Raw genomic sequence first — 14146 nt, forward strand, 5'->3', positions numbered from 1 at the left:
AAAAATGCAAAAACTACTGCTAGGATTATTATTACAATTAAAACTTCTAATAGAGAAAAAGCTTTTATTTTAATATCCTATAAGTTTATTTGATATCTCTAAAAGTTCTTCTTCTAATCTTCTTTTTAACTCTTTATTATGTTGTAATGCTGTGATATAAGCTTTTATAAGTACTTTTGTATCATTGTTTTTTGTTAAATCAAAATTGTTTTTAAACTCTTCTTGCATCTCTTCATCTAAAGTAAAAGTATATGCCATATTATTTATATGAACTGTTATCTCTTTATGATTGCTCATTTAACTTCTCCTTTTTCAAAAGAGTATCTATTTTTAAAATCATATCTTGGTTGTTTCTTTCTAGTTTATCATTTTCATTTACTAGCTCTTTTATTTTTTCTTCCAAAGCAAATTTTTCAGCTTTTAGATTTTTATAATCCAAAAGAAGTTTATCAACTTGTTTGCTTATTGTTTCTACTATTTTCATTTTATGAAATCATCTCTTGGCTATAATTATCATTTATATAAACTTTTGCAACTTCATTTAATACTGCAACAGATTTTCCCCAAGCAGAGAAATCTTGCATATCTTTTTCAGAAATTTCAAAATATTGTGCTATTTTTTCTATTAAAACTTGTTCATTTATATTAAATACTTTATCTATATGAACAAGTATCATTAGCTCTAAAATAACAATTTTTCTACTTCTTATACTCTTGAAATTTCTTAAAATAGCTTCTAAATCACATTTTGATACATCAAAAGAGTCAATATTTTCAACTCCCATTTCTAAGCAATAATCTAAGATAATATCTTCTTCATCTTTTCCAAAATTATTATCAGCTCTAGCTAAATAGTGAGCCAGTTGTAAAAAGGCGAATTTTTCTCTTGCTTCTAGTTTCATTAATAACATAATTTACATTCCTATTTTTTTAATCAATCTGTATTATATTATAATTTCTCTTTATTTGAAAATCTATATTTTAATATAATAATTTTAAACTCTTAACTTTCCTGCTAAATATCCACTTGAAAAAGACCATTGAAGATTGTATCCACCACAAGGTCCATCTATATCTACAATTTCTCCACAAAAATATAATCCATTTAAAACTTTACTTTGCATTGTTTTTGAATCAATCTCTTTTAAACTTATTCCACCTCTTGTAATCATAGCTTGTCTAAAACCATCGTGCCCAATAATTGTAAATGGTGTCCAAGCTAAAGTTTTCACAAGTTTTTCTCTTTTGATTCCATCAATTTGTTTAAATCTTAAACTATTTTTAATTTCACAAATATTTAAAATCTCATTTGCAACTGAATTTGCCAAAAGTTTTTCTAAATTTTGTAAAATATTATCTTCAGGATTTTTAGCTATTTCATCTTTTAAAGTTTTATAAATTTCATCTTCATTTCTTCCTTTTAAAAAACTAATCAACAAAGGAACTTCATCATATTTTTCTAAAATAGGAGTAATTTCTCTTGCAAAATCTAAAATCACAGGTCCTCTTAATCCATCTTTTGTGAAAATTAAATCTCCTATTAGTTTAAGATTCTTATACTTTTTTATATCAACTTTTAAAATAGCTTTTGCAATTGTATCAGCTTTGCAAGATGCAAAGTTTTTCTCTTTTGTAAAAAGTGGCATCATAGCTGGATGTGTTTTTGTAACACTATGTCCTAAAGATTCTGCAAAAATATATCCATCTCCTGTTGCACCTAAAGTTGGATAACCTTTTCCTCCACATGCAAGAATAATATTTTTTGATTTAATTATTTCAATATCTGTATTTATAAAAAAAATTTCTTCTTCTTTTTTTATACTTTTTATTTTTATTGAAGTTTTTACTTCAACTTTTACTCTAACCAACTCACTATTTAGTGCTTCTAAAATAAGAGTTGAACTGTGATTTATAGGGAATATCCTAAATCCATCTCTTGCAATAGTTTCTACTCCAATTGAAGCAAAAAAACCAAGCAAATCATCTCTTGAAAATGTATCTAAAGCATCTTTTATAAATCTTCCACTTTTTCCAAACTTCTCACAAAATTCATCTTTTTCAAGAGTATTTGTAAGATTACATTTTCCTCCACCTGTTGCTTTTAGTTTTAGTGCAATTTGTGGCATTTTTTCTAAAAGTAGAACTCTTTTTCCATCATTTGCAGCACTTATACTTGCCATTATTCCAGATGGTCCTGCACCAACTACTATTAAATCATATATCATTTTATAAAATATGTATTGAAGATATCTGCTAAGATATAAAGCACTAAAAGTGCAAAAATTATATTTCTGTAACTCATAAAAGTATTTTAACTAAGTAATCTAAAATGTTTTATTTAAGAAATATCTATTAATATTAATTTATCAATTCAACTAATAAAAACTAAAAACTTAAATTTACCATCTTCATTTACTTATAGAAACTCATTAATAATTAATTTTAATAGTAATTATCATTAATATAATATTAAGATTATGATAGTAATATTCATCTCTAATTTTAAAGGAGTTTATATGAAAAAATTTGTTTATAGCATGATGCTATCATCAGCAGTAGTTTTAGGTGCAAATGCTCATGAAATCTGGCTAGAGCTAGATCAAAATAAAAAAGAAGCAAAATTATATTTTGGTCATTATGCAGAAAATGAAAAAGAGAGTGGTAAAGACTTTGAAAGAATTCAAGAAGGTATTGCTTATCCTAAAGAGTTTGTAAAAAGTACAAAAAGAAATGACAATAACATAACATATTCTTTAACAAAAAACAGTGATATTGTTGTAGTTCAAGAAGGAGAACCAAGATTAAGTAAAGCTACAAATATTACTACAAAAAGAGTAATTTATTCAAAAGCTGGTATTTCAAGCAAAAAAGCTATTACAAAATTTGATATTGTAGCTGTTGATGCTAATAAAAATATTTTTAAACTAGTTTTAGATGGTAAAGCATTGGCAAAAAAGGAGATAAATGTAATCTCTCCATCATCTTGGACAAAAAAATTTATGACAGATGATAAAGGTGAATTTACAATAAACACTCCTTGGAAAGGTGGATATTTAATCCAAGCAAAATATGAGGATGATACAAAAGGCGAATCAAATGGTAAAGCTTTTGATAAAACTGTTCATTTCTTAACTCTTAACTTAAATATAGACAAAGGTTTAGATTGGAAAAACTAATTAGTTTTAAGTAAAAGAGATTTTTCTCTTTTACTTTATAAAATCAAAATTCGTATTTTATAGATGTTAAAAACTTCTTATCTGTTTTCTCTTTTTCTGTTTGATTTACATAATCTATTTTATAAGATAGTCCCAAAGATAACTTATCAATAATCTCAATATTTATCTCTGTTTCACTTGTGATAAAGTATCTCTCTTTTACTTTTAATGATTTTAAATAGCTAATCATCTGTTTAAACTCAATATCATCTTTTATCTTATATTTATAGTTTAATTCACTTCTTGAAGCAAAATACTCCTCTTGTTCTTTATCTTTAAATTTATCAATAGAGTAGTCAAAACCACTTTGAATATCTAAAAGATGTCTATCTGTATTTATAAACTTATATCCAACTCCTGGACCAATATTTAATCTTGAATCATAATCAGAAAACTCATCTTTTACAAAATTTGTTCCTAAATATATATAAAATTTTTCACCTAGCATAAGATCATATTTTAATTCGGCATCATATTTATTTGCTGATTTTTCATTATTATCTTTGCTTCTTAAGATAGAAGCTTTTGCTTTTATTTCAGCTTTGTTTATCTTTTTATTTGTCTCAATTTTTCCTGAAAGAGAGCTTGTATTTGTGTTACCACTTGTTTCTATGAAAGAGAGTTCTAGTTTTGTTGTAAGATTTTCTGCATATAAGGAGTTGATAAAAATTGTTATAAATAACAACTTTTTATAATTACTCACTGGCATCAAGCCTCAAAACTTGTCTTTTATTTGCTCTTTTTAATTCAACTTGTATAAACTCTTTTTCATATTTTTTAAATTTCTTCAAAAATGGCGGTACTTTTCTTCCATCAACTGCCATAACATCTTCTAATATTGTATTTACCAAAATTTCCTCTTCATAATCACGGCTTAAGTATTCAAATAGATACTCTGCAACTCTATCAAGCGAGATTTTAAATGTACTTTCACTTCTTTTGTAAATCCATTTTGAAAAAGCAAAAAAACCATCAAAAACCTTGCCATCTTTGAATAATAGTTTAGATGTTTTTATAAAATTCCCACTATTGTAAACTATATCCCAAAATCTTGCAAAGCGTTTCATATCTTGCATTAAATCAAAATTTATCAAATTATTTTTTAAAATATCATAAGGCGGATTTGGATTATATACCATTCCATGCAGTTCATCATGCCTATTTAAGGTCGTTCCAGAAAGTTTTTTTAATATTCCAATTTGTATTTCTCCAGAACTTAAAGTGTACAATAAATCAAGATTTTCTCTAAAACTCTCAATAGTTTCACTAGGAAGTCCTACAATCAAATCTATATGCATATGAGCTTTTGTCTCTTGGCTTAGGAATTTTAGATTATCTTTTATTTTTTCAATTCTAAGATTTCTATTTATATTTTTTGCAACATCTAAGTTTAGAGTTTGTATTCCTACTTCAAGCTGTAAACTCCCAGCTTTAAACTGTTTTAATCTCTCCCTTAACTCAAGAGGAAAATTATCAGGAATTACTTCAAAGTGTAAAAAATAGTCCTCATCTTTTGCCAAAAAATAGTCCAAAATAGCTTTTGCAAAAGATATTTTAAGATTAAAAGTTCTATCTATAAACTTATAATTTCTTGCTCCCCTATTCCAAAGCTTATCAATCTCATTTAAAAAAACATCAATAGGCAAATATCTCATTGATGAATCAATACTAGAAAGACAAAACTCACAAGTAAATGGACATCCTCGGCTACTTTCTATATAAATATGTCTATTTTGTATATCAAAATCTGTATAATAATCATAAGGCAAAGCAATTTTGTCAAACTCAACAGGTTTTGCACTTATTATTTTATCCTTTGGTCTAATTCCACCTAAAATATTTTTACATAAGTTATAAACACTTACTTCACCCTCTCCAAACATAAAATAATCTGCTTTTTCAAAATCAACTCTATGTGGTAAATGGCTAATTTCTGGACCACCCAAAGCAACTATTGTTTGTGGGCTTATTAGTTTTATATATTTTACGAGTTCTGCTACATCATTTGCATTCCAAATATATGTTGAGATTAATACAATTTTTGGTTTATATGCCAAAATCTCTTCAACCAAAGTTTGATTTTGACTATTTATTACAAACTCCAATATCTTTGCTTCATCTTTTAGCTCTTTTAAGTTTGCAAATAGATATCGTAAAGATAGACTTGAGTGCGAAAATCTTGAGTTTAGTGTTGTTAATATTATTTTCTTTTCTATATTCAATTTAAATACTCTCTTAATTCATTTTCCAACTGATCTTTTAAATTTTTTGGAGATATTATTTTTATATTTGGTAACCATTTTTTAACAAGAGGTAATATTTCCATACTATTTGTAACTTTAAAACTCAAAATCAAATCTTCTTTATTTTCTACTATTTTTTGTGAAGATAGAAACTTCTTATTTATAAAAAATCTTTTAATTTTATTATCTACTTTTAAAACTACCTCAAATGGCTCTTTTTTATAGTTTGAAAATAGTGTTTGAAAATTCTTTAAAAAATCTTCTGCTTCATAATCTTTTTTAAAACTATTTGGATATAAAATAATTTTATCCAAAAAGCTTAATCTTAAAAATTTAAAACCATTATTTATATCTTCATTTGTCAAAATAGCTAAATAGAAATTTCCTTCAGCAAATACTATTTTTAAAATCTTTGCTTGTTCATAAATATATTTTTTATCACTTGTGTACTCTATTTTTGTATATCTTCTATTTTTTATTGCATCTTTAATATCAAACAACAAATCTTTTTTTTGTGTAAATTGTTCAAATGGATTTTGCTTTATCATATAAACTTGAGAATACTTTTTCTCCATCTTTTGAAGTATAGTTTTATCTTTTTCATCTAAATTTCTTGAAAAATCAAAATCAAGTAAAGAGTATAAATCTACAAAATTTTCTAGCTCTTTTTTATTGAAATTTAAAATATTTGTCTCTAATATTGAATTTGAAATAAAACTATAATATTCACTATCTTTTATAAGATTTTCTTCAAAAATTTCAATTATATCTTCAATATATCTTTGAGCTGTTCTAATACTTAAATCATATTTTGAAGAGAAAACTTTAAGAGAGATCTTTTTTCCCTCTAAAAGCTCTTTTAAAAGTTGTAGTTGAAGTATTGATTTTTTTGTTTGCAAGTTTTTACCTCTTTTTTAAAAGTTTGTATTATACCTATTTGAGACTAAATTATGTAAATAGCCATTTAAAAAGTAACTCAATCAATATTGAAATTGTCATAGAGAAAATTGGTTCAAACTCTTCTGTTTTGTATGAAGATATAATAAATGCAAGAGGAATTGTTTGAATATAAACTATTTTGAAATAGTGTTTTCTTACAAAATCATAAAAAAACTTTGATAAAAGCTTCATCTCTAAACGAACAACTATATAAATATAAAACCAAATACAAAAAGTTTGACAAATTTGTCGTTTTATCTTTTTATTTGTCAGTTATTATTATTTTTTTAATTAGTCAAACTTTTGTTTGACTAATTTTAATATCTATATTTAAGTGAAAATCCAACTCTGTTTAAATCATAATCAACTAAACCTTCGAAATCCATATCATATTTTCTATAATCAGCTGCTACTGCCCAATGCTCAGCAAAGTTATATTGAATCCCAGCACCATAACCTAAACCAGCAGCATTTGATTCACCATTGTCAAATCCTTGTCCACCGTAACCAATAGCAGCATAAAGATCAAGTTTTCTATCAAAAAAAGAATAACCAGCTCTTGCTTCTGCTGATAATCCTGTCATTAATATAGATTTAGTCTCTCCACCTGAAGTGAAATCCATACTACCAAATGTAACTGAAGCATCAACTCCAAGTAAAATATTTGAATCAAAATATTTTGTAGCACCAAAAGTAAATCCATACTCTGTAAATTTATCTCCATTTTCCAATTTTACATCTGAATTCACTGCTGTAATACCAAAGTGTGCAACTGAATTTGCACTTAAAGAACCTGCAAAAAGCATAGATGCTAAAGCTACTTTTGTAATTATTTTCATATTTTTTCCTTTTTGTGTTTAATTTTTTTGTAAAGAATTATATTTTATTTTCTTGACAAAATTTGTCGTTTTATATTTATTTAATATAATTTAATGTTGCTGCAAAATAGTAATATCTTTCATCTATTTGAAACTTAATATCTACATTTGCAATCTCTTTATAACCACCCTCTTTACAATCTTCTATAGCACTATCTCTTACATATCTAAAAAATTCACCATATGCATCTGTAAATGATTTTATCTGCATTTTGTTTTTTGAATCATAGTATGCAATAGGCTTTGAAGCACTATAAGCATTGTAGTTCACAACTTTTGGTACTTCATTTGTTCCAAGTAATTTTATAGGATTTTGGTTTGGTTCTCCAAAATTTAAAACTTCACAATCTGCAAACAAAGTTGTAGATAGTGTTGTTGTAAGTAGTAGTGTTGAGATAATTTTTTTCATATTTTTCCTTTTGTGTGTTTTATTTTATTAATTTAAATCCCTATTATTTAAAAAGAGTTATCATCTTCTTGTCTTCTTCTTTCTTCTTCCATCATATACCATATCCAATAATCATCATCAGAATCATCACTGTTTCCAGAAATTATATTTGATATTATTCTGTAAACAACAAATATAGCAAAGCATATAAAACTACCTATTATAAGTATTTCCATCTTTTTACCTTTTTATTTCTTTTTATCTTTAAGTGCTGGATCTTTAAGATCTTTATATGTTTTTGCATCAAGCTTTTTTGCATCCATTTTTTTTATAACAATATCTTCAAATAATCTACAAGCACCATAAGAAGTCATCATTGAAAAATATGAATTTTTGCTTGTTGTTATTTCTATAATATCTCCTGCATCTGTAAAGAATTCATCTTCTTTATATGCTTCACCCTCATTAAGCATATTCATAATCTCTCTTTTTGCTGAGAAATCTGTTTTTAAACATTTTTTATTACCATAATTATAGTGATACTCTAAATTAGTACTATATACTTTATTACTTGCAAATAATAGATTTGAACTTCCTATTAAAACGAGTGATAAGATAATTGATTTTTTCATTTTTTCTCCCTTTTAATTTGGAAGAATTCTAATATATCTTTTTGACAGAAACTGTCGTTAAATTTATTTTATATAATTTTACCTCAAGAAAAAAATTAATTCTTAGTTTCGAAATTAGACTTTAGTCAAATCTTTATTTTAATTTCACCACCTGCTTTATTGATAGAATAGCTTAGAAGGAAATATTGCAAAGCAAGTATTGATAAAAATTCCATTTCTATAAATCCCCTCTTCTGAGTCCTAAAAATAGAATAAGCTTTAGCTTTTCGTAATTTTTAGTGATGACTGAATTTGCCAAAGGCAAAAATAATCGGGTCATTGTTATTGAATAGTCTTAAAGGTTGCAGATTATTTCGCGAAAAGCGTCTTAATCCCCTTAAATCGGGTCATTGTTATTGAATTTATAGACACAATCTATAATAAGCTTTTTGAAATAGGTCTTAATCCCCTTAAATCGGGTCATTGTTATTGAATATATAAACTTTGGCTCATATGCTAACAACGAGGATGGTCTTAATCCCCTTAAATCGGGTCATTGTTATTGAATAACTTTATGATAGTTGGTAACGACATTTGGCTTCAAGTCTTAATCCCCTTAAATCGGGTCATTGTTATTGAATGTGGTTGGAAGAGATATTTGGCTTCAAGCCAAAGTTAAAGTCTTAATCCCCTTAAATCGGGTCATTGTTATTGAATCAGTTTGTGAAATGTTAGATATAATTTGGTTATTATCGTCTTAATCCCCTTAAATCGGGTCATTGTTATTGAATCTTCTAAATGATACTCAGTATGTCGTAGAAATCTACGAAGTCTTAATCCCCTTAAATCGGGTCATTGTTATTGAATTTATTAACGCATCTTCGACATCAAAAAATTTTTTTGATACATTGTCTTAATCCCCTTAAATCGGGTCATTGTTATTGAATCTAGAGAAGAGACAATAAGGCTTGAAGAAAAATTTGAGTCTTAATCCCCTTAAATCGGGTCATTGTTATTGAATTTTTTCTCAAATATAATTAACGAGGATGCTTACGAGCAAAGTCTTAATCCCCTTAAATCGGGTCATTGTTATTGAATAAGTTTGATAGAAAAACTTTTGAGGCAAAGTTCAGAACGTCTTAATCCCCTTAAATCGGGTCATTGTTATTGAATGTATTAGAGCAAATAGCTAAAATTAATTTAAGCATGTCTTAATCCCCTTAAATCGGGTCATTGTTATTGAATAGAATTGGGAAGAACAGATTGCATTGCCCCTGATACAAAGTCTTAATCCCCTTAAATCGGGTCATTGTTATTGAATGTATGCAACAACTTGCATATCAAAAAGGATTCTTCGTCTTAATCCCCTTAAATCGGGTCATTGTTATTGAATCCACAAAAACATAGGATAAATTCTATAAAAGTAGTCTTAATCCCCTTAAATCGGGTCATTGTTATTGAATAAGCAAATAGCTTACGCATTATCTTTTTCATAGTTGTCTTAATCCCCTTAAATCGGGTCATTGTTATTGAATTCAAAAAGTGTTAAAGATGAGGATTTATTCTCTTGTCTTAATCCCCTTAAATCGGGTCATTGTTATTGAATAAGATTTATATCTTCTTTTAAAACTGCTGGATGAAGTCTTAATCCCCTTAAATCGGGTCATTGTTATTGAATAGAACTAAAAGAAATAAAAGAGGATTTATATCTTGTCTTAATCCCCTTAAATCGGGTCATTGTTATTGAATCGTAAAAGAAGCAAACTTCTTTTATGGAACAGATGTGTCTTAATCCCCTTAAATCGGGTCATTGTTATTGAATTTTCTGGCTTCCCTATATCTTCTGAGATTGTGGAGGGAAATGTCTTAATCCCCTTAAATCGGGTCATTGTTATTGAATTTGATTGGAAATTAGCTCCTGAGAGCGAAGGGACATGTCTTAATCCCCTTAAATCGGGTCATTGTTATTGAATTTAAAAGGAAACCACTGTTCTGTGGTTGTTCCTTTTGTCTTAATCCCCTTAAATCGGGTCATTGTTATTGAATGGAGCAAACCTAGCAAACGGTTTGCAGGCTGTGTTCAAAGTCTTAATCCCCTTAAATCGGGTCATTGTTATTGAATTGGTTTAGAAAATTTAGGGTCTCTAAAAAGAGAGTCTTAATCCCCTTAAATCGGGTCATTGTTATTGAATGAAAGCAGTTATGGTTTTCCATTTTATTCATGGAAAAAGTCTTAATCCCCTTAAATCGGGTCATTGTTATTGAATGACATACAAACGAAAAGTTTTTTAGCCTATATGTAGGTCTTAATCCCCTTAAATCGGGTCATTGTTATTGAATCCTATGTCTCAAAGAGTTGAATCATGAAGATTCAAGTCTTAATGAAAGTGGGTGATTTTAGTGCCAGGCATTAAACTCAAAGAGTTGAATCATGAAGATTCAAGTCTTAATCCCCTTAAATCGGGTCATTGTTATTGAATTTGTACTTTGTGCAACCCTAATATTTTAAATAAAATCCAACGTCTTAATCCCCTTAAATCGGGTCATTGTTATTGAATTACCTGTAATAGTTGGGGCTTTTTTGGGAACAGAATATTGTCTTAATCCCCTTAAATCGGGTCATTGTTATTGAATTGATAGAAGCAACTTTGCTAGTTATAATAGCATAGATGTCTTAATCCCCTTAAATCGGGTCATTGTTATTGAATTTCCTATATCCCTGTTAATGTTAAAATCTGTTTATTTAAAGTCTTAATCCCCTTAAATCGGGTCATTGTTATTGAATAGCCATTAAATCCATTTTTCACAGCTAAAATAGTATTTAATCTTTACTTAAAATTACTATATACTCATAATGTATCAAAAAAGTTCGCAAATATATACCATTTTTAAAAAAGCAACTCTAGTGTTTTGACAATAAATTGTTAAAAAACTCGATTTTATGGACTTTTTCTTATAAAAAAAGTTCGCAAACCAAAAGATAAAAAACTCAAAAATAGAGATTTTCTATTTTTTAGCTTTATTTAAGTTTCAGAAGTACCATAAAATGGCATTTTAAATCTTAAACAAAACTAAAAGCTCGCAAACCTATATATTAACTTTTATAAAACATAGGTTTGCGAACTTTTTATCTTGAAGTTTAGCTTAAAAGCCCTTAAATCAGTCAAAAAAAGTTCGCAAACTATTTTTTATATAAAATACTCTTTTTTTTCAAAAATTTCCTCCCTATTACAAAGCTCAAAAGATTTTGGAATACAACTCTCACAAAGATGATATAGTCGTAAACTATCTGATTTTTTGTCTATTATTTCTTCTAAAGTTTTAACTAATTTATTAAATTTTGTTTTATTTAATTCACACTCAAAAACTGAATAATTTACTCTATATCCAAAGGCTTCTAATTCATCTGAAACTTTTTTTCTTCGTTTATTATTTTCTATATCATAAGTTATTAAATATTTCATTTTTTTCTTTCTTATTAAAATTAAAATAGATTTTAAAATTTTCCTATAAATGGTTTATATGGAATTTTATTATCATCTATTGTTTTAGCTAGGCTATAACATTGTATTTGAATGATATTTTCTACTTTTATAGACTCTTTTTTCCACATAGTATAACTTCCTAATTTCTCTTTTATATTTTTAGATATTAATTGTCTGGAAGCTTTTGTAAGAAGTCCATCTTTATCTAGCTTTATTTCTATATCTTTGTTTAACATGGAGATTATTGTTCTATCTACAATAAAAGTTCTAAACTCTTCTATCATATCAAATGTAAGAGTTGGTTTATTTACATCTATTGAGTGAAGAAAAGAGATATTTAGACTAAGTCCTGCATGAACTAAATAGTGCTGAACTTTACCATATAGTATTGCATATGCATAATTTAAAGAGCTATTTACAATATCTTTTGCTCCATAAGTAACTCTTTTTTCAAAAGGTATTTGAATAATTGCTCTTAAACTTTGCCAATATATAGCCGATATTGATCCTTCATATCCCATAAGCTCTTGAACTGTTTTTGAATGTTTTATTTTTAAATTTACTATTCTTTCAATTTTAATGATATTATCAGTCAATATTTTATGATATTTATTTAAGTATTTTATATAATTTAATTGATTTTTTGCTTTTCCAAAAATAAACTGTTTTGCTAATTCTATTTGAAAATCTGTATTTAAAATTTTTGATTGTTTATTTATATTTTGAGCAACAGCTGTTTTATTAGTAATTAAAGAGGCATAAGAGATTGAATCACGATTTATAAAATCTATTGTGATTTTATTTTGTGTACATCTTTTTATAATGTTAGTAGATAAAAGTATTCCTTCTCCTTCTAAAATAATCCTATTTACTTTGTCAATGGCAAAACTATTTTGAATTTTTCCATACTCTTTTACAACAAACTTGTTTTTTGAGATACCTAGGAACAAGCCTTGTTGAGCTATATGTATAGTAGAATCATTTGCAAATTTTTTTGCATAAGTATTCTTTTTTTTATCTACTAAAGTTTTTGTCTCTTTATATGATTTATTTGCTAGATATTGTTCAAAGGCTTTTGCTATTATTAAATCTATTTTGTCTTTTATCTCTACATCATCAAATAATAGATCTAATTTAAGATGTTCTAAAAAGATCCTAAATTGTTTTTTAGTAATAATAATCTTATTTTCTTTATTTATATATACTTTATGTGAAGTTGATTCTATAACTGCATCTTTTAATAGTTGATGTTGAGTAGAATTTGGTATTATAATTTTCAAATAGTAGTTTTTTAAAGTATATAGATAAATATTTAACTCTTCTATAAACTCTTTTAAAGTTGTTCTTCTTTTTGACATCTGTATTATATTTGAGATAGTTTTTTGAAGTCGTTCATTATCTACAAATCTATTTTTACCTACAAACTCCACTCCTAAAAAACTAAATCCATCTTTTATATGAGAGATATATGTTTTATCTAAATTCAAAGACAAATCAATACTTTTTAAAAACAATTCAAGCTGTTCTTGATACTCTATAGCTTTTTTTTCATCTTCTGTAAGTATTACAAAATCATCTGCAAACCTTACAAAAGCTATATTTTGTTTCTCTAAAAATCTATCCATAAGATCTAAATATATATTTGATAATAATGGGGATAAAATATCTCCTTGATGAACTCCTAAATTATGCTCTATAAAATCATGTTTTTTAAATGATCCTGTTTGTATAAAAAGTGCAATCAATCTAATAATTCTTTTATCTTCAATTTGTCTTTCTAATATTTTTAATAGTTTTTCATGATTTATATTTTCAAAAAAATCTTTTATATCTGTTTTTAAAATCCAATGATTTTTTTCTTGAATCAAATTCACAACTCTATTTACAGCTTTTAATGTAGATTTTCCTTTTCTATAAGCATATGATTTATCACTAAATGTATTATCAAAATAGTCGTTTAAAGATATGTATAAAGTTTTTTGAATAATCTTATCTTTCAAACTACTCAATGCTATTGGTCTTTTTTTAGAGCTGTTTTCTTTTTCAATTTCTATTTTTTTGAGTGGTTCTGGAGAGTATTTATTATTAAAAATAAGTTCTATAATATTTTGAAGATTTTTTGTAAGTTCTTTATTAAATTCTTCATATGAAACTTCATCTATTCCCTTTGTAGTTGAAGAAATTTGTAAATATGAAGATTTTAAATTCTCTTTTGTAAATATCTCTTCTAAATGTTTAATAAACATAATCCTTTTTTTTCCTACTATATACTTTTTTACTAGGTTTGATTCTAGTTGTTGGTTTAAAACCCCAAACAATTCTTGTTTTTATTTCATTTGTTTTTATTGTTAAAGTTGTTTTCATAGATAATTCCTTTTTATTTTTGA

General features: G+C 26.3%; 16 protein-coding genes, 1 pseudogene and 2 CRISPR repeat arrays. Of the genes and pseudogenes, 1 reads left to right on the forward strand and 16 read right to left on the reverse strand.

The window, feature by feature from the left end; genetic code table 11:
* Window positions 1–5: 5 nt before the first annotated feature.
* From ATH_RS10080 to ATH_RS05725, 5 genes and pseudogenes are all read right to left on the reverse strand, one after another.
* A pseudogene (locus tag ATH_RS10080) lies at window positions 6–74 on the reverse strand (prepilin-type N-terminal cleavage/methylation domain-containing protein); the annotation flags it as partial.
* Window positions 70–297, reverse strand: coding sequence for a hypothetical protein (locus ATH_RS05710; RefSeq protein WP_066184500.1), 228 nt, complete (start codon window positions 295–297; stop codon window positions 70–72). The gene ATH_RS05710 and the pseudogene ATH_RS10080, both read right to left, overlap by 5 nt.
* Window positions 284–484, reverse strand: a complete 201-nt coding sequence (locus ATH_RS05715; protein ID WP_066184502.1) for a hypothetical protein — start codon at window positions 482–484, stop codon at window positions 284–286. The genes ATH_RS05710 and ATH_RS05715 overlap by 14 nt, the downstream gene beginning before the upstream one ends.
* A 1-nt stretch (window position 485) precedes the next feature.
* A complete protein-coding gene (locus tag ATH_RS05720) occupies window positions 486–911 on the reverse strand; it encodes a hypothetical protein (RefSeq protein WP_066184504.1) in 426 nt (141 codons plus the stop codon).
* An 84-nt stretch (window positions 912–995) separates the two neighbouring features.
* Window positions 996–2225, reverse strand: coding sequence for a BaiN/RdsA family NAD(P)/FAD-dependent oxidoreductase (locus ATH_RS05725; RefSeq protein WP_066184506.1), 1230 nt, complete (start codon window positions 2223–2225; stop codon window positions 996–998).
* 291 nt (window positions 2226–2516) lie between these two features.
* On the opposite strand from ATH_RS05725, the gene ATH_RS05730 reads away from it, so the two are divergent.
* Window positions 2517–3176, forward strand: a complete 660-nt coding sequence (locus ATH_RS05730) for a hypothetical protein (RefSeq protein WP_066390331.1) — start codon at window positions 2517–2519, stop codon at window positions 3174–3176.
* 43 nt (window positions 3177–3219) lie between these two features.
* On the opposite strand, the gene ATH_RS05735 is transcribed toward ATH_RS05730, so the two are convergent.
* The 11 genes from ATH_RS05735 to ATH_RS10010 form a co-directional block, all read right to left on the reverse strand.
* Window positions 3220–3918, reverse strand: a complete 699-nt coding sequence (locus ATH_RS05735; protein WP_167543000.1) for a DUF481 domain-containing protein — start codon at window positions 3916–3918, stop codon at window positions 3220–3222.
* Window positions 3911–5437: a B12-binding domain-containing radical SAM protein gene (locus ATH_RS05740; RefSeq protein WP_225351808.1), complete on the reverse strand. Its 1527-nt coding sequence runs from the start codon at window positions 5435–5437 to the stop codon at window positions 3911–3913. The genes ATH_RS05735 and ATH_RS05740 overlap by 8 nt, the downstream gene beginning before the upstream one ends.
* Window positions 5434–6357 (reverse strand): WYL domain-containing protein, encoded by a 924-nt coding sequence (locus ATH_RS05745; protein ID WP_066390329.1) that lies wholly within the window; start codon window positions 6355–6357, stop codon window positions 5434–5436. Before ATH_RS05745 ends, ATH_RS05740 begins: the two co-directional genes overlap by 4 nt.
* Window positions 6358–6406: 49 nt before the next feature.
* On the reverse strand, window positions 6407–6589 hold the full coding sequence (locus tag ATH_RS05750; RefSeq protein ID WP_066179358.1) for a hypothetical protein: 183 nt from the start codon (window positions 6587–6589) through the stop codon (window positions 6407–6409).
* Between the two features lie 125 nt (window positions 6590–6714).
* Window positions 6715–7236, reverse strand: a complete 522-nt coding sequence (locus tag ATH_RS05755) for a porin family protein (protein WP_066174358.1) — start codon at window positions 7234–7236, stop codon at window positions 6715–6717.
* Between the two features lie 76 nt (window positions 7237–7312).
* A complete protein-coding gene (locus ATH_RS05760) occupies window positions 7313–7684 on the reverse strand; it encodes a hypothetical protein (RefSeq protein ID WP_066177124.1) in 372 nt (123 codons plus the stop codon).
* 47 nt (window positions 7685–7731) lie between these two features.
* Window positions 7732–7899, reverse strand: coding sequence for a hypothetical protein (locus tag ATH_RS09875; RefSeq protein ID WP_165595722.1), 168 nt, complete (start codon window positions 7897–7899; stop codon window positions 7732–7734).
* Between the two features lie 12 nt (window positions 7900–7911).
* Window positions 7912–8295, reverse strand: a complete 384-nt coding sequence (locus ATH_RS05765; protein WP_066177127.1) for a hypothetical protein — start codon at window positions 8293–8295, stop codon at window positions 7912–7914.
* A gap of 364 nt (window positions 8296–8659) precedes the next feature.
* Window positions 8660–10615: direct repeats of the CRISPR family, unit length 37 nt; unit sequence GTCTTAATCCCCTTAAATCGGGTCATTGTTATTGAAT.
* A 102-nt stretch (window positions 10616–10717) separates the two neighbouring features.
* Window positions 10718–11059: direct repeats of the CRISPR family, unit length 37 nt; unit sequence GTCTTAATCCCCTTAAATCGGGTCATTGTTATTGAAT.
* Between the two features lie 403 nt (window positions 11060–11462).
* Window positions 11463–11738: a CRISPR-associated endonuclease Cas2 gene (cas2, locus tag ATH_RS05770; RefSeq protein ID WP_066177130.1), complete on the reverse strand. Its 276-nt coding sequence runs from the start codon at window positions 11736–11738 to the stop codon at window positions 11463–11465.
* Window positions 11739–11770: 32 nt separating this feature from the next.
* A complete protein-coding gene (cas1, locus tag ATH_RS05775; protein WP_066177132.1) occupies window positions 11771–14005 on the reverse strand; it encodes a CRISPR-associated endonuclease Cas1 in 2235 nt (744 codons plus the stop codon).
* The gene (locus tag ATH_RS10010; protein ID WP_257122330.1) at window positions 13995–14123 is read right to left on the reverse strand and encodes a hypothetical protein; all 129 of its coding nucleotides are present in this window, start codon (window positions 14121–14123) and stop codon (window positions 13995–13997) included. The genes cas1 and ATH_RS10010 overlap by 11 nt, the downstream gene beginning before the upstream one ends.
* Window positions 14124–14146 lie beyond the last annotated feature (23 nt).

Origin of the sequence: Aliarcobacter thereius LMG 24486, assembly GCF_004214815.1 — a bacterium.
Lineage (GTDB): Bacteria > Campylobacterota > Campylobacteria > Campylobacterales > Arcobacteraceae > Aliarcobacter > Aliarcobacter thereius.